Source organism: Pontibaca methylaminivorans (assembly GCF_900156525.1).
GTDB lineage: Bacteria > Pseudomonadota > Alphaproteobacteria > Rhodobacterales > Rhodobacteraceae > Pontibaca > Pontibaca methylaminivorans.
In genome coordinates this window covers 265,287-282,941 of record NZ_FTPS01000001.1, presented here as the reverse complement: position 1 = coordinate 282,941, position 17,655 = coordinate 265,287, and the positions used below count along the sequence as shown (strand labels likewise).

Genomic DNA, 17,655 nt, shown 5'->3' with positions numbered 1-17,655 from the left:
AATCTGAAGAGACCGGACCAGAATGATGGCGAGCACCGAAAAGAAGAACAGCGAAGAAGCCGCACCCGCGCCTGCACGGGACAGGCCCCGGCGTGCGCCATCCCATGACGCGCGGGAACTGACCAGGGGCGGCGACACCGCCGAACTCGTGCTGGACGGCAAGCCCTACATGCTCCGCATCACCCGCGCGGGCAAACTGATCCTGACGAAATGAGCATCTTCCGCCCCATATCGCCCCGCACCCGGGGCGCCGAGCATGTCGGGCTGCTGCAGGAACTGCCGGCGCTCGAAAGATCGGTCGTCGTCTTCCTGCGCAACTGGTGCGAGGGCGAGGCCCATCGCGCCATGCTCGAGCGCGACTGTCTGGCGCGGCTCGGCACCGACACGGGCGCACGCGATTACAGCAATTTCGCCCGTCTCATGCGGCTTTGCATCCTGAACGCGCGCCGCCCGCTGCTGCGGCACGGGCTCGCCTGTCCCTGTGTCGGCGCCGACGAACATGCCTTTGCGCAGATGATCGGGGCGGCGGCGGCCTGGAACCGCGACGGCGCGGTCGAACTTGCCGGGCGGCTTGTGGACAGCAGCGTCGCCTGGGAGGTGACGCTGCTCGCCGAGGGGCTCGGGCGGATGTTCCTGCGGTTCGCCCGCAGCGATCTGCAGGCCGGCACGACCGGCGCCCTTCCACCGAATCGATCCCTGCATTGAGGCTGCTTTCTTCATGATCATCTGTCACTGTCACGGAATTACCGATCAGGACATCCGCGCCGCGGTGGACTGGATGCGCGCCGCCGACCCGGGCACCATCGTCACCCCCGGAAAGGTCTATCGCGCGCTCGGCAAAAGGGCCGACTGCGGGGGCTGCATGCCGTTGTTCCTTGACAGCATGCGCTCCTGTGACACTTTTGGGGTTCCCATGCAGCTGCGCAACCTGCGCGGCACCGCCCGAAAAGAAGGAGTCGGCCCATGAAGGGGGATGACAAGGTCATCGAGTATCTGAACAAGGCTTTGCGCAGCGAGCTGACCGCTGTCAGCCAGTACTGGCTGCATTACCGCCTGCAGGAAGACTGGGGGTTCGGCCGCCTTGCCGACAAGTCCCGCGAAGAGAGCATCGAGGAGATGCACCATGCCGACAAGCTGATCCAGCGGATCATCTTTCTTGGCGGCCATCCCAACCTCCAGAAGCTCGATCCGCTGCGGATCGGCCAGAACCTGAAGGAAACGCTCGAGGCCGACCTGGCCGCCGAGCACGAGGCGCGCACGCTTTACATCGAGGCGCGCGAGCATTGCGACAAGGTGGGCGACCACGTCAGCAAGGCGCTGTTTGACGAACTGACCGCGGATGAGGAGGGGCATATCGACTTCCTCGAGACCCAGATCGACCTTTACGAGGATCTGGGCCATGCGCATTACGGCCAGTTGAACGCCAAGCCGGCGAACGAGGCCGAATAGGGCCCGCACAGGCAAATCGCATAGTCCGGCAACCGCCGGTGGATTGACGGGCGCGGGGAGGAATTCCCGCGCCCTTTCCATTCCGTTTTCCATTCCATTCCCGTCCCGGACCCGGCGAGGCCGGCGGCGCGGCTGGAACATCGCCCCCGGGCCCGGCGTTGGCCGGACAGGCGCGGGGCGCGGCGGATGAGTGCACCAGCGGTGCGGAAAGGCGGATCATGGCAGAAAAGACAGCAGTGCTTTACCGGATGGTGATGCCCGATCACCTGTGCCCCTTCGGGCTCAAGGCAAAGGCGCTGCTTGAACGGAAGGGCTATCGCGTCGAGGACCATCACCTGACAACCCGTGAAGAGACCGATGCCTTCATGGCGCGCGAGGGCGTGTCGACGACGCCGCAGACCTATATCGAGGGCAGGCGGATCGGTGGATATGACGAGTTGCGCGCCTGGTTCGGCCGGCCGCTTCCGGGAGCGGATGACACGAGCTATCGCCCGGTGATCGCGATCTTTGCGGTGGCCTTCCTGGTGGCGCTTGCCGTGACATGGGCGGCGACGGGCCGGCTGTTTGCGCCCCGGACGGTGGAGTGGTTCATCGCCACGGCGATGGTGCTCCTTGCGTTGCAGAAGCTGCAGGATGTCGAGAGCTTCTCGACCATGTTCCTGAATTACGACCTGCTGGCGCGGCGCCATGTGGGATATGCCTATGTCTATCCCTTCGCCGAGGCGCTGGCCGGCATCCTCATGATCGCCGGGGCGCTGATCTGGATCGCCGCGCCGCTGGCGCTGTTCATCGGCACGATCGGCGCGGCGAGCGTGATCAAGGCGGTTTATATCGACCGACGGGAACTGAAATGCGCCTGTGTCGGGGGGAACAGCAACGTGCCGCTCGGCTTCGTCTCGCTGACCGAAAACGTTATGATGATGTTAATGGCCGTTTGGATGGGCGGAGCTCTGCTGTTGTCCTGACGCCGGATCGGCGGGGTTCTGCGCAAGAATCCGCTACGGGTTGTCAGGAGGGACGAGTTCCCTAGTGTGCCCGCAAATCAATAAGCGGGCAGAACATCTCATGCAGCTTCATTCGCGTCGCCGTTTCCTGGCGCTCGTCACCGCACCGGTCCTGCTGTCAGCCTGTGGAAACCCGGGAAACCGCCGTGAACGCCGCCCTCCGCGGACCGCCGAAATGCCGCTGCACCCCAACGAGACGCCCGAACTGCGCCAGCTTATCAACAAATACGCCGCCGAATACGATCTGCCCCCGACGCTGATTCACAAGCTCGCGATTCGCGAGAGCACGCATCGGCCGGGTGCGCGCAACGGCCCCTATTACGGGCTGCTCCAGATTCTGCCCGCAACGGCGCGCTCCATGGGATTCCGGGGGCAGCCCTCGGACCTTCTGGATGCGGAAACCAACCTGAAATACGCCGGAAGATATCTTCGTGGCGCGTGGCTGCTGTCCGACGGCAGCCAGGATCGCGCCATCGGCTGGTATGCCAGGGGCTATTACTACGAAGCCAAGCGGCGCGGTATGCTGGTCGAAACCGGGCTGCGCAAGGGCTGATACTCCCCTCATTGTGCCTTTGCGCGCCGGTTTCGAAACGCAATCGGGCCGGTCCTGTGATGGGACCGGCCCGACGTTTTCCCCCACCGGGACCAATGGCGGTGCAGCCGCCGCCCGGCCGGGCGGCAGCCCGTTCAGGTTCAGCGCGCCAGATCGCGCACGATCGCGTCCAGATCGCGGGTCACCGCCTCGATCCCCTGCATCGCATCCACCGATTTCAGCAGCCCGCGGTCGCCATAATAGCGGATCAGTGGCTCGGTCTGTTCGTGATAGGCGGCAAGGCGGCTCGCCACGGTTTCGGCATTGTCGTCGGCGCGGCGGATCATCTCGGTGCCGCCGCATTTGTCGCAGACGCCGGGCACGCGGGTCGGCTTGAAACTGTCGTGATAGCCCTCGCCGCAGGTCGCGCAGGTGAAGCGCCCCGAGATCCGCTCGATCATGGCCTCGTCCTCGACCTCGAGGCTGATCGCCGCGCTGACCGACTGCCCGCTCTCGGCGAGCATCGCGTCAAGCGCCTCGGCCTGCACCGTGGTGCGCGGAAAGCCGTCGAGGATCACCCCGCGCCGGCAATCCGGCCCGTCCATCCGCTCGCGCAGGATCGCGATCACGATCTCGTCGCTGACAAGCTGCCCGGCCTCCATGACGCTTTTGGCCTGCTTCCCGGCTTCGGTCCCGGCCGCGACGGCGGCGCGCAGCATGTCGCCCGTGGAAAGCTGCACCAGCCCGAATTCCTGTTCGAGCTTGCGCGCCTGGGTGCCCTTGCCGGCGCCCGGGGGGCCCAGCAGGATCAGAACGGCCGGTGTGGTCGTGGTCGCAGCATCCATCATGTCATCCTTTGCGGTTCTGGATCAGATCCTCGACCACCGAGGGGTCGGCAAGGGTCGAGATGTCGCCAAGACTGTCGGTCTGGTTCTCGGCGATCTTGCGCAGGATCCGGCGCATGATCTTGCCCGACCGGGTCTTGGGCAGGCCGGGGGCCCATTGAATGATGTCCGGCGTCGCGATCGGGCCGATCTCGTTGCGCACCCACTGGCGCAGCTCCTTGACGAGATCGTCGCTCGGGTCGGCGCCGTTCATCAGCGTGATGTAGCAATAGATGCCCTGGCCCTTGATCTCGTGCGGATAGCCGACCACGGCGGCCTCGGCCACGGCGACATGGGCGACGAGCGCGCTTTCCACCTCGGCGGTGCCCATGCGGTGCCCGGAGACGTTGATCACGTCATCGACGCGGCCGGTGACCCAGTAATCGCCGTCCTTGTCGCGCCGGCAGCCGTCGCCGGAAAAGTAGTAACCCGGGAAGTCCGCGAAATAGGTCTTTTCGAACCGTTCGTGATCGCCCCAGATGGTGCGCATCTGGCCGGGCCAGCTTCCCTTGAAGGCCAGCACGCCCTCGATGTCGTTGCCGGCCAGTTCCTGCCCCGTCTGCGGATCGAGCACCACCGGCTGCACGCCGAAGGTCGGCTTGAGCGCCGCGCCCGGTTTCAGCACATGGGCGCCGGGCAGGGGGGTCAGCATGTGGCCGCCGGTCTCGGTCTGCCACCAGGTGTCGACGATCGGCAGTTTTCCCTTGCCGACCACCTTGTGATACCATTCCCAGGCCTCGGGGTTGATCGGCTCTCCCACGGTGCCGAGCACCCGCAGCGACGACAGATCATGCTTTTCGACCGGTTCGTTTCCCTGTCCCATGAGCGCGCGGATCGCGGTCGGTGCGGTGTAGAACTGGTTGACCTTCAGGCGCTCGCAGACCTCCCAGAAGCGGTCCGCCCCGGGCCATGTCGGCACGCCCTCGAACATCACCGTGGTGGCGCCGTTCGCGAGCGGCCCGTAGACGATATAGCTGTGCCCGGTCACCCAGCCCACATCGGCGGTGCACCAGAAGACATCGCCGTCGTGATAATCGAATGTGTTCTGATGGGTCATGGCGGCAAAAAGCAGATAGCCCGCGCTCGTGTGCACGACCCCCTTGGGCTGGCCGGTGGAGCCCGAGGTGTAGAGGATGAACAGCGGATCCTCGGCGTTCATGGCGCGGGGCGGACAATCGGGCGAGGCCGCCTCCATCAGCGTCCTGAGATCCAGGTCGCGCCCCTCGACCCAGGTGGTCTGGTCGCCCGTATGTTTCACCACGAGGCAGCGCACGTCATCGGCGCAATGCAGCAGCGCCGCATCGGCGTTCGACTTGAGCGCGGTGCGCCGCCCGCCGCGCGGCGCCGTGTCGGCGGTGATCAGCACCTTCGCTTCGGAATTGTTGATCCGGTTGGCAAGCGCATCCGGGGAAAAGCCCGCGAATACGACCGAATGCACCGCGCCGATCCGCGCGCAGGCCAGCATCGCATAGGCGGCCTCGGGGATCATGGGCAGATAGATCACCACCCGGTCGCCCGGTTTCACGCCGAGGTCGAGCAGGACGTTCGCCATGCGGCTGACCTTGTCGAGCAACTGCCGATAGGTGATGGTCTGCGCCCCGTCGGCGGGATCGTCGGGTTCAAAGATGATCGCGGCCTGATCGCCCCGGGTCGCGACATGGCGGTCGATGCAGTTCGCGGCGACGTTCATCTCGCCGTCCTCGAACCATCTGATATGCACGTTCCCCGGATCGAAGCTCGCATCCACCACCCTGGTGAAGGGCGTGATCCAGTCGAGACGCTTCGCCTGTTCGCGCCAGAACGCGTCGGGATCGCGGATCGAGGCGTCATAGAGCTTCTGGTAGCTCTCGGCGTTGATATGGGCGCGGGCGGCGATGTCGGCGGATGGGGAATAGGTCTTCGGCTCGGTATGTGCGGTATCTGGCATGACAGCTCCTCCTTGCCGTTCATTATTGTTCACGGATTCGTTGAGGCGCAAGTGGTCTTGCCGGATGGGCCGCGGGGGCGACAGGGCGGGCGCCGGTCACCCCGGGGCGCCCGGTGCTGCGCTCATATGCGCCGCAGGCACGGCGGGGGCGAGGGGCGCTGCCCCTCGCGCTCCCCGGGATATTTCCGGCCAGAAGAAGCCCCCGGGGCACGGGAAGCGGATGCGCGCGGTCCCGGGCGACCGTGGAGAGCGATTCGCAGAGCGGGAACGGGCATCGCCTGAGGGGACCGGAGCGCCGTCCCGGATGTTGCCGCGGGCGGCGTTTTCCGGTCGTGCGAGCCTTGGGCTCAGCTTTCGTCGTCGCCGTCCATTTCCTCGATTTTCTTCTGAAGGTCGTCCTTGCTGATTTCCCTGTCGCTGACCTCGGTCAGTTCAAAGACGTAATCGACGACCTTGTCCTCGAAGAGAGGGGCGCGGATCTGCTGCTGCATCTGCGGGTTCTTCTGCACGAATTCGAAGAATTGGCGCTCCTGTCCCGGATACTGCCGCGCCTGCGCCATGACGGCCTGGCCCATTTCGGCGTCGGTGACCTCGATCTCGGCCTTGGTGCCGAGTTCCGCCAGCAGCAGGCCAAGGCGCACGCGGCGCTCGGCAAGCTCGCGGTGTTCGGCGCCCGGTTCGATCTTGTCGTGATCGTGATCGTGGACTTCGGGGTTTTCGTCGTGCCATCGCTGATGCGCGATCTGGTTGGCTTCGGCCTCGACAAGGCTCGGCGGGAGTTCGAACGAGACCTTCTCGTCCAGCGCATCCAGCAGGGCGCGTTTCATCAGCGCGCGCGTGGCGTTGCCGTATTCGGATTCCAGCCGCTCGCGGATCTGCCCCTTGAGGGTCTCGAGGTCTTCGACACCGAATTTCTTGGCCAGATCGTCGTCGATCCCGGCCGGGACCGGACGTTTCACTTCCTTGATCGTGCAGGAGAACACCGCTTCCTTGCCGGCAAGGTTCTCGGCCCCGTATTCCTCGGGGAAATTCACCGTCACGTCCTTTTCCTCGCCGGCCTTGACGCCGACAAGCTGCGGCTCGAAACCGGGGATGAAGGAGTCGGAGCCGAGCACCAGCGGGTAATCCTCGGCCGCGCCGCCCTCGAACGCCTCGCCGTCGATGCGGCCGACGAAATCCATCACCACCTGGTCGCCGTCCTCGGCGGCGGCACCATCCTCGCGCGGCTCGAAATTCTGCGCGTTCTCGGCCAGCCCGGCCAGCGCCTCGTCCACGGCGGCATCGTCGGCCTTGACCACCAGCCGTTCGAGCGTGATCGAGCCAAGATCGACATCGGGAATCTCGGGCAGCGCCTCATAGGTCAGCGCAACCTCCACGTCGTCGCCTTCCTTCCAGTCCTCGTTGGTCATCTTGACCTCGGGCTGAAGGGCGGGGCGTTCGCCGCTTTCCTCGAAATGGCGGTTCATGGCGCCGTCGATGGCTTCCTGCATGGCCTCGCCCATAAGCCGCTCGCCGAACTGGCGCCGCAGCAGGGCCATCGGCACCTTGCCCTTGCGGAATCCCTTCATCTCGACTTCGGGCTGGGCCTCGGTCAGCTTCTCGGTGACCTTCCGGTCGAGTTCCGCGGCGGTGACGGTGATCGCGTAGCCGCGCTTCAGACCGTCTTTCAATGTCTCGGTGACCTGCATCTTGCTGTTCCCATCGGCTGTGCGCGCGTGATCGCCCCGGCGGTGCGGATTACGCTGAAATCCCGGGCCTTCTATTGGCGCACGCCCTGTGGTGCAAGGGGCAATCCCCGGCCCCGGCGCTCATTGCGCGCCCGCCGCCGCGCCCCCTGCCGCACAGTCCTGGAAGGCCGTTCCCATGTTGCGCAGGAGTGTCGGATAAAGCCCGGCCCCCGGTTCGATCCGTGCCCCGAGCGGGTCGAGTTCCACCACGGGGAGCCCGTCCGCGCCGCTGATCGAATCGATCAGGGCCGGGTTCTGCTGCGGCTCGGAAAAGACGCAGGCGGCGCCGAAGTCGCGGATCCGGTCGCGCAGCCGCGCCAGCGCGGCCGGGCCGGACGGGGCCGCGTCGCTGAGCGCGATCGCGCCCGAGGCCTGCAGGCCGAAACGGGTCTCGAAATACTGGAAGGCATCGTGAAAGACGACAAAACGCAGGTGATGCAGCGGGGCGAGGCGGTCGGCGATCCCGGCCGAGAGCGAATCGAGTTCCTGCTGCGCCGCGGCGGCATTGGCGCTGTAGCGCCCGGCGTTGTCCGGGTCGAGCCGCCCCAGTTCCGCGGCGATCGCATCGAGCCAGAGGTCCGCATTCTCCGGGTCGAGCCAGGCATGGGGATCGGTGCCGCCGTGGTCGTGGTCGTGATCGTGATGGTCGTGCTCGTGATCATGATCGTGCCCATGATCATGATCGTGCCCATGGTCATGGTCGGATTCGAAATCCGCGCCTTCGCGCGTCGGCAGCAAGTGCGTGCCCTCGACCTCGGCCAGCCGGTGCCGCGCGGTCCCGGGGGCAAGGCTTTCGGCCGCCTCGACAAGCCAGGGGGTGAGCGCGTCGCTCACCATGAACAGCACGTCGGCCTGACCGAGCGCGCGCGCCTGCGAGGGGCGCAGCGAATAGCCATGTGGCGAGGCGCCCGGCTCGACCAGCAGCGCCGGTGTGCCGAGGTCGCCCATCACCGCCGCGACCAGCGAATGAACCGGCGCGATGTCGGTCGCGACGCTTGGCGGTTCGGCACGGACGGCATGGGCGGAAAGCGCGGTCAGGGCGGTCGCCGCGAGGGCAGAAAAGAGATGTCGCATGGCGATTTCCTCGAATCGGGACTGAAGCCGCCTTGCTTTATCTGCAACATTATTACATATCAAACGAAATCGTCTGCGAGGATCGGATCATGGGCACCATCGGCTTTCACTGTCAGGATCATGCGAATTGCGTCGGCGAACTGATCGCCCACGCCGAGACGCTCTGCCGCGAAAACAACCTGCGTTTCACACCGGGCCGGCGCCGGGTGCTCGAGATCCTGGCCGAGGAACATCAGGTGTTCGGCGCGTATGACATTCTGGAACGCCTGTCGCGCGAGGGGCTCGGCTCGCAGCCGCCGGTGGTCTATCGGGCGCTGGATTTCCTGCAGCAGCACGGGCTCGTGCACCGGATCGAGCAGCGCAGCGCCTATGTGGCCTGCGCCTTTCCGGGCGTGCCCCATGTGCCGGCCTTCCTGATCTGCCGCAGCTGCGACATGGTGGCCGAGGCGCCCTCGGCCCCGATGCGCGGCACGCTTGGCGATGCGGCGCGAGAAATCGGCTTTGCCGTCGAGGAGACGGTGATAGAAGCAACCGGACTCTGCCCGGCCTGCCGGGCGGGAACCGCCGGAAACGAGGCGCACGCATGACACCGGCCGATACCGACAGCGGCGACAATGATGGCGGCGGCAATCTTGTGGACCTGACCGGGCTCGGGGTCCGCCTTGGCGGGGCCGAGGTTCTGCAGGACATCAGCTTTGGCATCGCGCCGGGTGAAATCGTCACCGTCGTCGGCCCGAACGGATCGGGCAAGACCACCCTGCTGCGCGTGATCATTGGCGCGATCGCCCCCGACACGGGACGGATCCGGCGCCGGCCGGGGCTCCGGGTCGGCTACGTGCCGCAGCGCCTCCATGTGGATGCGACGCTGCCGCTTACGGTGCGCCGCTTCCTGGGCCTGCCGCGCCGGGTCGGCGCCGAGGCGGCGCGCGAGGCGCTGGAACAGGCCGGCGTCGCGGCGCTGGCCGAGCGGCAGATGAGCGCGCTGTCCGGCGGGCAGTTCCAGCGCGTGCTTCTGGCGCGGGCGCTGCTCGAGCGGCCCGAACTGCTGATCCTCGACGAGGCGACGCAGGGGCTCGACCAGCCGGGGGCGGCGGCGTTCTACCTGCGCATCGAAGAGGTGCGCCAGCGGCTCGGCTGCGCGGTGCTGATGGTCAGTCACGACCTGCATGTGGTGATGAGCGCGAGCGACCGGGTGATCTGTCTGAACGGGCATATCTGCTGCGAGGGCGCGCCGGATCATGTGGCCTCGGCGCCCGAATACCGCGCCCTGTTCGGGGGCGGCACCCACGGGGCACTGGCGCTTTACCGGCACCATCACAACCATGCCCACGACCATGACCATGAATGCCACGAGACGGCCGAATGATGGCACTGCAGGAGCTTCTGGGCGATTTCATGGTCCGCGCGGCGCTTGCCGGGCTCGGGGTGGCGCTGGCGGCGGCGCCGCTCGGCTGTTTCGTGGTCTGGCGCCGCATGGCCTATTTCGGCGAGGCGACGGCACATGCGGCGGTGCTCGGGGTGGCGCTGGCGCTGGCCTTGGACCTCCCCCTGGCGCCGGGCGTGCTGGCCGTGTCGCTGGTCATGGCGCTGTCGATCGCCGCCCTCTCGCGCCGCGGCCATGCGATGGATACGCTGCTTGGCGTCTTTGCCCATTCGACGCTCGCCTTCGGGCTGGTGGCGGTGTCGTTCCTGCCCGGGGTGCGCCTTGACCTCATGGCCTATCTCTTCGGCGACATCCTGGCCGTGTCGCGGGGCGACCTCGTCGTGATCTGGGGCGGCGCGCTCATGGTCTGCACGTTGATCCTGTGGCGCTGGTCGGCGCTGCTGACGGCCACGCTCAACCCCGACCTGGCCCATGCCAGCGACATCGACCCGCGCCGCGAGCAGCTTGTGCTGACGCTCGCGCTCGCGCTGGTCGTGGCGGTCGCGATCAAGGTGGTGGGAGCGCTGCTGATCGCGGCGATGCTGATCCTGCCCGCCGCCGCGGCGCGCCCGTTCTCGCGCACGCCCGAGGGAATGGCGCTGGTCGCGGCGCTTTTCGGGAGCATCGCGGCGCTCGGGGGGCTTGTCGTTTCCTGGCACCTCGACACGCCGACCGGCCCGACGATCGTCTGCCTTGCCGCGGTCCTGTTCGCGGGCTCGGCGCTCGGGGCGCGGGGCAGGGCGGCCAGCCCGCGCTGAGGGGCGGAGCGCTTCAGGTCCGGCATTCATTTCATGGACTGTCCGGTGCTGGCGGCCGGTGCGGGCGCTCGATTCGCCCGATTCCGCCATTCCGGCGCGCGACCGACCCGACGAGCTAGGAAGGAATTTCCAGATGTCCAGAAGGCCCTGCGCCTTCATTCGTCCCTCGGGGTGAAAACGCGCCCGGAAGCGGCGGGTTCGGCAAGAGGCCGCACAGTCGAAAAGCCGGAATCGGCGGGGAACGGCTGTCTTGTGCCGGTCTGCGGATCCCGCTGGACCCAAAGCACAATTCTGTCGTTATCTCTCCACGAAGGCAATCAAGAGCCTTCCGCAAACCAATGAATGGAGTATCTTGATGAAAAAGATTCTGATGACCGCCGTTGCAACCCTCGCCCTGACTGCGCCCGCATGGGCACAGGCCGATCTGGACGCCAATGGCGACGGTGTCGTGACCCTCGACGAGGTTCAGGCAGTCAATCCCGATGTGACCGCCGAGGACTTTTCGGAGATGGACACCGATTCCGATGGCGTGCTGAGCCCGGAAGAAGTGAGCGCAGCCGAAGAAGCCGGCCTGCTGGGCGGTGACGCAGGTGCTGCCGACGACGGCGCAGCCGACGACGGCTTCGGCGACGAAGGTGCAGGCGACGAGCTCCCGATCGAGTAATCGTCCTGCCGGCATATCCGTGAAAGGGTCCGCAAGGGCCTGATCGCGGGGCAACAGGGCGCCCGGTCTCGACAAGAGGCCGGGCGCCTTTTTCATGTGCTGCCCTGCGGGTCCGCATGACCGGGTGATTCGCCTGCGCTTGATCTTGGTGGAATCTGCGCCCATAGTGGGCACGGGTGAGGCCCGCGCAAAGACGGGTCCGATACCAGAGGAGAGCAGGTATGAAAAAGTTTGCCCATGCGGCCGCGCTCGCGCTGCTGCTTGGACCGGTTGCCGTGACGCCGACCCTGGCGAATGAATGGACCGGCGGTTATTTCGGCCTCGGCATCGGCTGGAGCGATGTCGACGGGCCGGGCGGGCGCAGCGACGCGGTCTATGGCCTTCACGGCGGCTACGATTTCGATTTCGGCGAATGGGTCGTCGGCGGCGAATTCGAACACGAGATTGCCAATATCGGCCTGGTCGGCGGCGCGGGGAAGGTCAGCGACATCGACCGCCTCAAGCTCAAGGGCGGCTATGATTTCGGCGATTTCATGGGTTATGCGCTGCTGGGCCGGGCGCGGATGAAATCCGACGCAGGCAGCGGCAACGGCAATGTGTTCGGGATCGGCGTCGCCTATTCGCTCACTCCGAACGTGAGCCTGGGCGGCGAAATGACGCGCAGCCGCTTTACCAATTTCGCCGGATCGAACGACCGCTACGACGTGGATTCGCTGATGTTCCGGGCCTCGTTCCGGTTCTGAACCCGGGTTCCGGGTCTGCGGCGACCGGGGCCGGGCCATGCGGCTTCCGCCCGCCCTCCGGTGGGGGGTTGCGGCCGCGTGGCCATTCGGCCCTGTCCAACCATCCGGCAAGTTGCTAAGCCCGCGCTGACAATACCGTATCGCAGAACGGGCGAGGACCGGGCCATGGCCGAGATCACGCTTTACAACACCGCCTCCCGCCGCAAGGAGGTTCTCACCCCCATCGAGCCGGAGAACGTGCGCCTCTATGTCTGCGGGCCGACGGTCTATGACCGCGCCCACCTTGGCAACGCGCGCCCGGTGGTGGTGTTCGACCTGCTTTATCGCCTGCTGCGCCATGTCTACGGGCCGGACCATGTCACCTATGTGCGCAATTTCACCGATGTGGACGACAAGATAAACCGCCGCGCGCAGGACACCGGGCGCCCGATCGGTGACATCACCGCCGAGACCACGCGCTGGTTTCTCGAGGACATGGCGGCGCTTGGCGCGCTCGAACCCGACGCCATGCCGCGCGCAACGCAGCATGTGGCGCAGATGATCGCCATGATCGAGACCCTGATCGCCCGCGGCCATGCCTACGAGGCCGAGGGCCATGTGCTGTTCGCCGTCGAGAGCTATGCCGATTACGGCAAGCTTTCGGGCCGTTCGGTCGAGGAAATGCTTGCCGGCGCCCGGGTCGAGGTCGCCCCCTACAAGCGCAACCCGATGGATTTCGTGCTCTGGAAGCCCTCGGGCCCCGATCTGCCCGGCTGGGACAGCCCCTGGGGGCGCGGGCGCCCGGGCTGGCATATCGAATGTTCGGCCATGAGCCAGGAACTGCTGGGCGACACCTTCGACATCCATGGCGGCGGCAACGACCTGATGTTTCCCCACCACGAGAACGAGATCGCCCAGAGCCGCTGCGCCAACCCGGGAAGCGGCTTTGCCCGGATCTGGATGCACAACGAGATGCTCCAGGTAGACGGGCGCAAGATGTCGAAATCGCTCGGGAATTTCTTTACCGTGCGCGAGGTTCTGGACGGCACCGCGGCGGGGCTTGACCGGGCGATGACGGGCGGCGAAATCCGCATGGCCTTTCTGCTCTCGCATTATCGCACGCTGATGGATCTGAGCCCGCGCCGGCGTCACGAGGCCGCCTCGACGCTGGCGGATTTCGCCCGCATGCTTGGCAGCGGCGGCGAGGACATCCGTGCATCGCTTGCGCCCGGCACCCCGCTTCCGGGGGCGCTGGCCGCGCTCTGCGATGATCTGGACACGGTCGGGGCGCTCAACGCGATCCGCGCGGCGGGGGCGGAGTTTTCCGGGGAAGGCAAAAAAAACTTCCGCGCGATTTCCGACATTTACGCGACGCAGCTCATGCTGGGCCTTGACCTGAAGGACTGCCCGACCGCCATCGACACGGCCGGCGACACCGACGGCGCCGCGCCCGCAGCGGAATTGCAGCCGATCCTCGCACGGATCGACGCGGCCCGCGCGGCGAAGGATTTCACCGAGGCCGACCGGCTGCGCGACGCGCTGGCCGCGGCGGGGGCCGAGGTCAAGGTGACGCGCGAGGGGGTGCGGGCGATCCGCCTGCCGCATTTCGACGCGCGCCGGCTTGACGGCACGGGCCGGGCCGGGGCGCGCGAATGAGCACGCGCCGGGACCATGACGACCGGGCCCGGGGCGGCGCGAAAGAGCGCCTCTATCTTTACGACACCACGCTCCGCGACGGGCAGCAGACCCATGGTGTGCAGTTTTCGACCCGGGAAAAGCTGACGCTTGCGGCGGCGCTCGATTCGCTCGGGGTCGATTACATCGAGGGCGGCTGGCCCGGTGCCAATCCGACCGACAGCGCCTTTTTCGACGCACGACCCGAGACCCGGGCGAGGCTCGCGGCCTTCGGCATGACGAGGCGGGCCGGGCGCTCGGTCGGGAACGACGATCTGCTGGCGGCGGTTCTGAACGCGGGCACCCCCGCCGTCTGCCTTGTCGGCAAGGCCCATTCCGGGCAGGTCGCGCAGGCGCTCGGCATCACGGCAGAGGAAAACCTGGCTGCGATCCGCGATTCGATCGCCCATGTGGTGAAGAACGGGCGCGAGGCGCTGTTCGATGCGGAACATTTCTTTGACGGCTTCCGCCTTGATCCGGGCCATGCGCTGGCCTGCTGCCATGCGGCGCTGGAAGCGGGGGCGCGCTGGATCGTGCTTTGCGACACGAATGGCGGAACCCTGCCGGCGGAGATCGCCCCTGTGGTGCGCGAGGTGATCGCCGCCGGCATTCCGGGCGCTCGCCTTGGCATCCATCCCCATGACGACACCGGCAATGCGGTCGCCAACGCGCTGGCCGCCGTCGATGCCGGGGCGCGTCAGATCCAGGGCACGCTGAACGGGCTTGGGGAGCGGTGCGGCAATGCCAGTCTCACCACGCTCATTCCGACGCTGCTGCTGAAGGAACCCTATGCGTCGCGGTTCGAAACCGGGGTGGACCGGGCCGCGCTTGCCGGGCTCACCCGCACGAGCCGGATGCTCGACGACATCCTGAACCGCGTGCCGCTGCGGCAGGCGCCCTATGTCGGGGCAAGCGCGTTTGCCCACAAGGCCGGGCTTCATGCCAGCGCGATCCTCAAGGATCCGGCAACCTACGAACATGTGCCGCCCGAAGCCGTGGGCAACAGCCGTGTCATCCCGATGTCGAACCAGGCCGGGCAGAGCAACCTGCGCCGCCGCCTGGCCGAGGCGGGGCTGGCCCCGGCGCCGGGCGATCCCGCGCTTGCGCGGATACTCGAGACCGTGAAGCTGCGCGAGGATCAGGGTTACAGTTACGACACCGCGCAGGCGAGTTTCGAGCTGCTGGCGCGGGCGGAGCTCGGGCAGATGCCGCGCTTCTTCGAGGTCGAACGCTACCGCGTCACGGTCGAACGCCGCCGCAGTCGCGAGGGGCGGGTGGTGTCGGTCTCGGAAGCGGTCGTGGTGGTGCTGGTCGACGGGGAAAAGCGCCTTTCGGTCAGCGAATCCCTTGACGGCGAGGGGCAGGACCGGGGCCCGGTGAACGCGCTTGCGCGGGCGCTGATGAAGGATCTCGGCCAGTATTCCGAACGGCTCGCCGATATGCGGCTCGTGGATTTCAAGGTGCGCATCACGCAGGGCGGCACCGATGCGGTGACGCGGGTCGTGATCGACAGCGAGGACGGGCAGGGGCGCCGCTGGGCCACCGTCGGGGTCAGCGCGAATATCGTCGATGCGAGCTTCGAGGCGCTGCTTGACGCGATCCGCTGGAAGCTCTTGCGCGACCCTCCGGGGCCATCCGCTCCGGCACCGGCCGAAGGACGCCGCGCGCTGCGGCAGGAGCCGGCCGATGATGGAGCATGACGCCGACATCGCCGCCTGCGCCGCGCTGCTGCAGCGGGCCGATCCCGAGCGCTTCCGCGCCACCATGGCCGCCCCGCCCGTGGCGCGGCGGGTGCTGTTCCCGATTCACGCCTTCAATGTCGAGATCGCCCGCGCCCCCTGGGTCAGCGAAGAGCCGATGATCGCTGAAATGCGCCTGCAGTGGTGGCGCGAGGGGATCGAGCGGATCGCGGCCGGGGAACGCCCGCGCCGGCACGAGGTGCTGACGCCGCTTGCCGATGTGCTGGCCCCTCATACGGCTGCCTCGCTTGACGGGCTGATCGCGGCGCGCCGCTGGGATATCCATCACGAGCCTTTCGAGGATGCGGCGCAGTTCGGGCGCTATATCGACGACACGACCGGCACGCTGCTTGTCGCCGCCGCGCAGAGCCTCGGGCCGGCGGACGAGGCGGTGGTGCGCGATTTCGCCCATGGGGTCGGGGTGGCGAACTGGCTGCGCGCGGTTCCCGCGCTCGAGGCGCGCGGGCGCATCCCGCTGCCGGACAGGAGCGGGAGCGCGATCGCAGAACTGGCCGCGGCGGCGCTCGAGCGGCTTGCGCGGGCGCGCCGGTCCCGGGCGCGGGTGTCGCGCCGGGCCGCACCCGCGCTGCTGGCCGGCTGGCAGGCCGGTGCGATCCTGCGCCAGGCACGCGACGAGCCCGGGCGCGTCGCTGCCGGGCGGCTTGGATCGAGCGAGGCGCGGGCGCGGCTGCGGCTCATGCTGCGCGCGGTTGGCGGGCGCTGGTGAGGGCGGCAGGGGCAGGGCAGAATCTTCATGCCTCCGGCGGGGATATTTCCGGCCAGAAGAAGGCCAGAGGAGGGCATGTGCGCGCGGCGGGATCAGAAACCGCGGCCACGGGGCTGGAAGGCGAGCCAGATCAGCGCGCTTGCGGCCAGCACCAGCGCCGGCAGCATGGCGAGGTTGACGGCTGTCCAGCCCTCGACCGGGGTGCCGCCGCTGCAGTTCATGAGCCCGCCCGAGGCAAGCGAGGCGAGCGTCACGCCGCCGAAGACGATCAGGTCGTTCATGCCCTGCACCCTTCCGCGCTCCGATTCGTCATGGGACGCCGCGAGCAGGGAGGTCGCGCCGATGAAGCCGAAGTTCCAGCCGATCCCGAGCAGCACCAGCGCGAGCATGAAGTTTTCGAGTTCGATGCCCTGCAGCGCGACCGCGCCCGCGCCGGCCAGGATCACGAGGCCGGCGGCGATGATGCGCTCGGCCCCGAAGCGGTTGATGAGGTGCCCGGTGAAGAAGGCCGGCACATACATGGCCAGCACATGGGCCGAGACCACATCGGCCGCCTGCCCGGTGCCGAAGCCGCAGCCCACCACCGCGAGCGGCGCCGATGTCATCATGAGGTTCATCAGCCCGTAGGACACGGTCGCGCAGATGATCGCGACCGCGATCCGGGGCGTTTTCAGCAGTTGCAGCCGGCTGCGCCCGCGGGGCGCATCGGCCGCCGGCCGCGCGGGCCGGGGGATGCGCAGGAACAGGAACAGGAGCGATCCGACGAGATTGAGCGCGATCACCACCATGTAGCTGCCGAGAAAGGGGATCACGAAGGCATCGACCGTGACCTTGACCAGTTGCGGCCCGAGCATGGCCGCGACCAGCCCCCCCGCGAGCACATAGGAGATCGCCCGCGCCCGGAAGGTTTCGGAGGCGGTATCGGCGGCGGCGAAGCGGTAGAAGCCCTGGGCGCTCATGTAGATGCCGGTGATGAAGCTGCCGACAAGGAAGACCGGGAACGAGCCGAGGTAGAGCCCCCATGCCCCCACGAGACCGCCGAGTGCGCCGGCGCCCGCGCCGATCATGAAGCCCGCGCGCCGCCCCAGCCGCTGCATGATCATCGCATTGGGCGAGGCGGAAAGCATCGAACCGAGCACGATCAGGGAAATGGGCAGGGTCGCAAGGCAGGGATTGGCGGCCAGCGACTGCCCGGCGAGCCCGCCGATCGTGAAGATGATCGGCATCTGCGCGCCGAGGAACGCCTGCGCCGCCGCCAGCACGATCACGTTGCGCCGCGCGCGATGGTCAATGGTGAGTTCGCTCATGCCCCGGCCCTAGCCGCGAAACCGCGGCAGCACAAGACGGGCGC

19 protein-coding genes are annotated in these 17,655 nt (G+C 67.4%); 14 read left to right on the top strand and 5 right to left on the bottom strand.

Annotated features, from left to right (window positions below):
- The first annotated feature begins 22 nt into the window (after positions 1-22).
- From hemP to B0B01_RS01445, 6 genes are all read left to right on the top strand, one after another.
- Positions 23-214 carry a hemin uptake protein HemP gene (hemP, locus tag B0B01_RS01470; protein WP_407675190.1) on the top strand — a complete coding sequence of 64 codons (192 nt, stop codon included), beginning with the start codon at positions 23-25 and terminating at the stop codon, positions 212-214.
- Positions 211-705 (top strand): hypothetical protein, encoded by a 495-nt coding sequence (locus tag B0B01_RS01465; protein ID WP_076646629.1) that lies wholly within the window; start codon positions 211-213, stop codon positions 703-705. Before hemP ends, B0B01_RS01465 begins: the two co-directional genes overlap by 4 nt.
- Positions 706-718: 13 nt before the next feature.
- Positions 719-967, top strand: coding sequence for a (2Fe-2S)-binding protein (locus tag B0B01_RS01460; protein WP_076646627.1), 249 nt, complete (start codon positions 719-721; stop codon positions 965-967).
- The gene (gene bfr, locus B0B01_RS01455) at positions 964-1,449 is read left to right on the top strand and encodes a bacterioferritin (protein ID WP_076646625.1); all 486 of its coding nucleotides are present in this window, start codon (positions 964-966) and stop codon (positions 1,447-1,449) included. The genes B0B01_RS01460 and bfr overlap by 4 nt, the downstream gene beginning before the upstream one ends.
- A gap of 218 nt (positions 1,450-1,667) precedes the next feature.
- Entirely contained in the window at positions 1,668-2,414 is a 747-nt protein-coding gene (locus B0B01_RS01450; protein WP_076646623.1) for a MauE/DoxX family redox-associated membrane protein, read from the top strand.
- A gap of 100 nt (positions 2,415-2,514) precedes the next feature.
- Positions 2,515-3,006, top strand: a complete 492-nt coding sequence (locus B0B01_RS01445) for a lytic transglycosylase domain-containing protein (protein ID WP_076646621.1) — start codon at positions 2,515-2,517, stop codon at positions 3,004-3,006.
- Positions 3,007-3,146: 140 nt separating this feature from the next.
- On the opposite strand, the gene B0B01_RS01440 is transcribed toward B0B01_RS01445, so the two are convergent.
- The 4 genes from B0B01_RS01440 to B0B01_RS01425 form a co-directional block, all read right to left on the bottom strand.
- A complete protein-coding gene (locus B0B01_RS01440; protein WP_076649981.1) occupies positions 3,147-3,830 on the bottom strand; it encodes an adenylate kinase in 684 nt (227 codons plus the stop codon).
- 4 nt (positions 3,831-3,834) lie between these two features.
- Positions 3,835-5,796, bottom strand: a complete 1,962-nt coding sequence (acs, locus tag B0B01_RS01435; protein WP_076646619.1) for an acetate--CoA ligase — start codon at positions 5,794-5,796, stop codon at positions 3,835-3,837.
- A 347-nt stretch (positions 5,797-6,143) separates the two neighbouring features.
- Positions 6,144-7,484 (bottom strand): trigger factor, encoded by a 1,341-nt coding sequence (gene tig, locus B0B01_RS01430; protein ID WP_076646617.1) that lies wholly within the window; start codon positions 7,482-7,484, stop codon positions 6,144-6,146.
- Between the two features lie 120 nt (positions 7,485-7,604).
- A complete protein-coding gene (locus B0B01_RS01425; protein ID WP_076646616.1) occupies positions 7,605-8,597 on the bottom strand; it encodes a zinc ABC transporter substrate-binding protein in 993 nt (330 codons plus the stop codon).
- 89 nt (positions 8,598-8,686) lie between these two features.
- Here B0B01_RS01425 and B0B01_RS01420 point away from each other — a divergent pair, with 89 nt between their 5' ends.
- From B0B01_RS01420 to B0B01_RS01385, 8 genes are all read left to right on the top strand, one after another.
- Positions 8,687-9,184, top strand: coding sequence for a Fur family transcriptional regulator (locus tag B0B01_RS01420; protein ID WP_076649980.1), 498 nt, complete (start codon positions 8,687-8,689; stop codon positions 9,182-9,184).
- Positions 9,181-9,963 carry an ATP-binding cassette domain-containing protein gene (locus B0B01_RS01415; RefSeq protein WP_076646614.1) on the top strand — a complete coding sequence of 261 codons (783 nt, stop codon included), beginning with the start codon at positions 9,181-9,183 and terminating at the stop codon, positions 9,961-9,963. The genes B0B01_RS01420 and B0B01_RS01415 overlap by 4 nt, the downstream gene beginning before the upstream one ends.
- Positions 9,960-10,778: a metal ABC transporter permease gene (locus B0B01_RS01410; protein ID WP_234967677.1), complete on the top strand. Its 819-nt coding sequence runs from the start codon at positions 9,960-9,962 to the stop codon at positions 10,776-10,778. The genes B0B01_RS01415 and B0B01_RS01410 overlap by 4 nt, the downstream gene beginning before the upstream one ends.
- A gap of 355 nt (positions 10,779-11,133) precedes the next feature.
- Complete coding sequence (locus B0B01_RS01405) at positions 11,134-11,442, top strand: hypothetical protein (RefSeq protein WP_076646612.1); 309 nt, start codon at positions 11,134-11,136, stop codon at positions 11,440-11,442.
- A gap of 221 nt (positions 11,443-11,663) precedes the next feature.
- Positions 11,664-12,185, top strand: coding sequence for an outer membrane protein (locus tag B0B01_RS01400; RefSeq protein WP_076646610.1), 522 nt, complete (start codon positions 11,664-11,666; stop codon positions 12,183-12,185).
- A 165-nt stretch (positions 12,186-12,350) separates the two neighbouring features.
- Positions 12,351-13,820 carry a cysteine--tRNA ligase gene (gene cysS / locus B0B01_RS01395; protein WP_076646608.1) on the top strand — a complete coding sequence of 490 codons (1,470 nt, stop codon included), beginning with the start codon at positions 12,351-12,353 and terminating at the stop codon, positions 13,818-13,820.
- Positions 13,817-15,538, top strand: a complete 1,722-nt coding sequence (gene cimA, locus B0B01_RS01390) for a citramalate synthase (RefSeq protein ID WP_083945980.1) — start codon at positions 13,817-13,819, stop codon at positions 15,536-15,538. The genes cysS and cimA overlap by 4 nt, the downstream gene beginning before the upstream one ends.
- Complete coding sequence (locus B0B01_RS01385; RefSeq protein WP_327082978.1) at positions 15,525-16,304, top strand: squalene/phytoene synthase family protein; 780 nt, start codon at positions 15,525-15,527, stop codon at positions 16,302-16,304. The genes cimA and B0B01_RS01385 overlap by 14 nt, the downstream gene beginning before the upstream one ends.
- Positions 16,305-16,396: 92 nt before the next feature.
- Here the strand turns inward: B0B01_RS01385 and B0B01_RS01380 are convergent, their stop codons facing one another.
- Positions 16,397-17,611, bottom strand: coding sequence for an MFS transporter (locus tag B0B01_RS01380; protein WP_076646606.1), 1,215 nt, complete (start codon positions 17,609-17,611; stop codon positions 16,397-16,399).
- Positions 17,612-17,655: the final 44 nt, after the last annotated feature.

Coding starts and splice junctions, on each gene's coding strand:
- hemP (WP_407675190.1), top strand. CDS start 23: ATGATGGCGAGCACCGAAAAGAAGAACAGCGAAGAAGCCGCACCCGCG.
- B0B01_RS01465 (WP_076646629.1), top strand. CDS start 211: ATGAGCATCTTCCGCCCCATATCGCCCCGCACCCGGGGCGCCGAGCAT.
- B0B01_RS01460 (WP_076646627.1), top strand. CDS start 719: ATGATCATCTGTCACTGTCACGGAATTACCGATCAGGACATCCGCGCC.
- bfr (WP_076646625.1), top strand. CDS start 964: ATGAAGGGGGATGACAAGGTCATCGAGTATCTGAACAAGGCTTTGCGC.
- B0B01_RS01450 (WP_076646623.1), top strand. CDS start 1,668: ATGGCAGAAAAGACAGCAGTGCTTTACCGGATGGTGATGCCCGATCAC.
- B0B01_RS01445 (WP_076646621.1), top strand. CDS start 2,515: ATGCAGCTTCATTCGCGTCGCCGTTTCCTGGCGCTCGTCACCGCACCG.
- B0B01_RS01440 (WP_076649981.1), bottom strand. CDS start 3,830: ATGGATGCTGCGACCACGACCACACCGGCCGTTCTGATCCTGCTGGGC.
- acs (WP_076646619.1), bottom strand. CDS start 5,796: ATGCCAGATACCGCACATACCGAGCCGAAGACCTATTCCCCATCCGCC.
- tig (WP_076646617.1), bottom strand. CDS start 7,484: ATGCAGGTCACCGAGACATTGAAAGACGGTCTGAAGCGCGGCTACGCG.
- B0B01_RS01425 (WP_076646616.1), bottom strand. CDS start 8,597: ATGCGACATCTCTTTTCTGCCCTCGCGGCGACCGCCCTGACCGCGCTT.
- B0B01_RS01420 (WP_076649980.1), top strand. CDS start 8,687: ATGGGCACCATCGGCTTTCACTGTCAGGATCATGCGAATTGCGTCGGC.
- B0B01_RS01415 (WP_076646614.1), top strand. CDS start 9,181: ATGACACCGGCCGATACCGACAGCGGCGACAATGATGGCGGCGGCAAT.
- B0B01_RS01410 (WP_234967677.1), top strand. CDS start 9,960: ATGATGGCACTGCAGGAGCTTCTGGGCGATTTCATGGTCCGCGCGGCG.
- B0B01_RS01405 (WP_076646612.1), top strand. CDS start 11,134: ATGAAAAAGATTCTGATGACCGCCGTTGCAACCCTCGCCCTGACTGCG.
- B0B01_RS01400 (WP_076646610.1), top strand. CDS start 11,664: ATGAAAAAGTTTGCCCATGCGGCCGCGCTCGCGCTGCTGCTTGGACCG.
- cysS (WP_076646608.1), top strand. CDS start 12,351: ATGGCCGAGATCACGCTTTACAACACCGCCTCCCGCCGCAAGGAGGTT.
- cimA (WP_083945980.1), top strand. CDS start 13,817: ATGAGCACGCGCCGGGACCATGACGACCGGGCCCGGGGCGGCGCGAAA.
- B0B01_RS01385 (WP_327082978.1), top strand. CDS start 15,525: ATGATGGAGCATGACGCCGACATCGCCGCCTGCGCCGCGCTGCTGCAG.
- B0B01_RS01380 (WP_076646606.1), bottom strand. CDS start 17,611: ATGAGCGAACTCACCATTGACCATCGCGCGCGGCGCAACGTGATCGTG.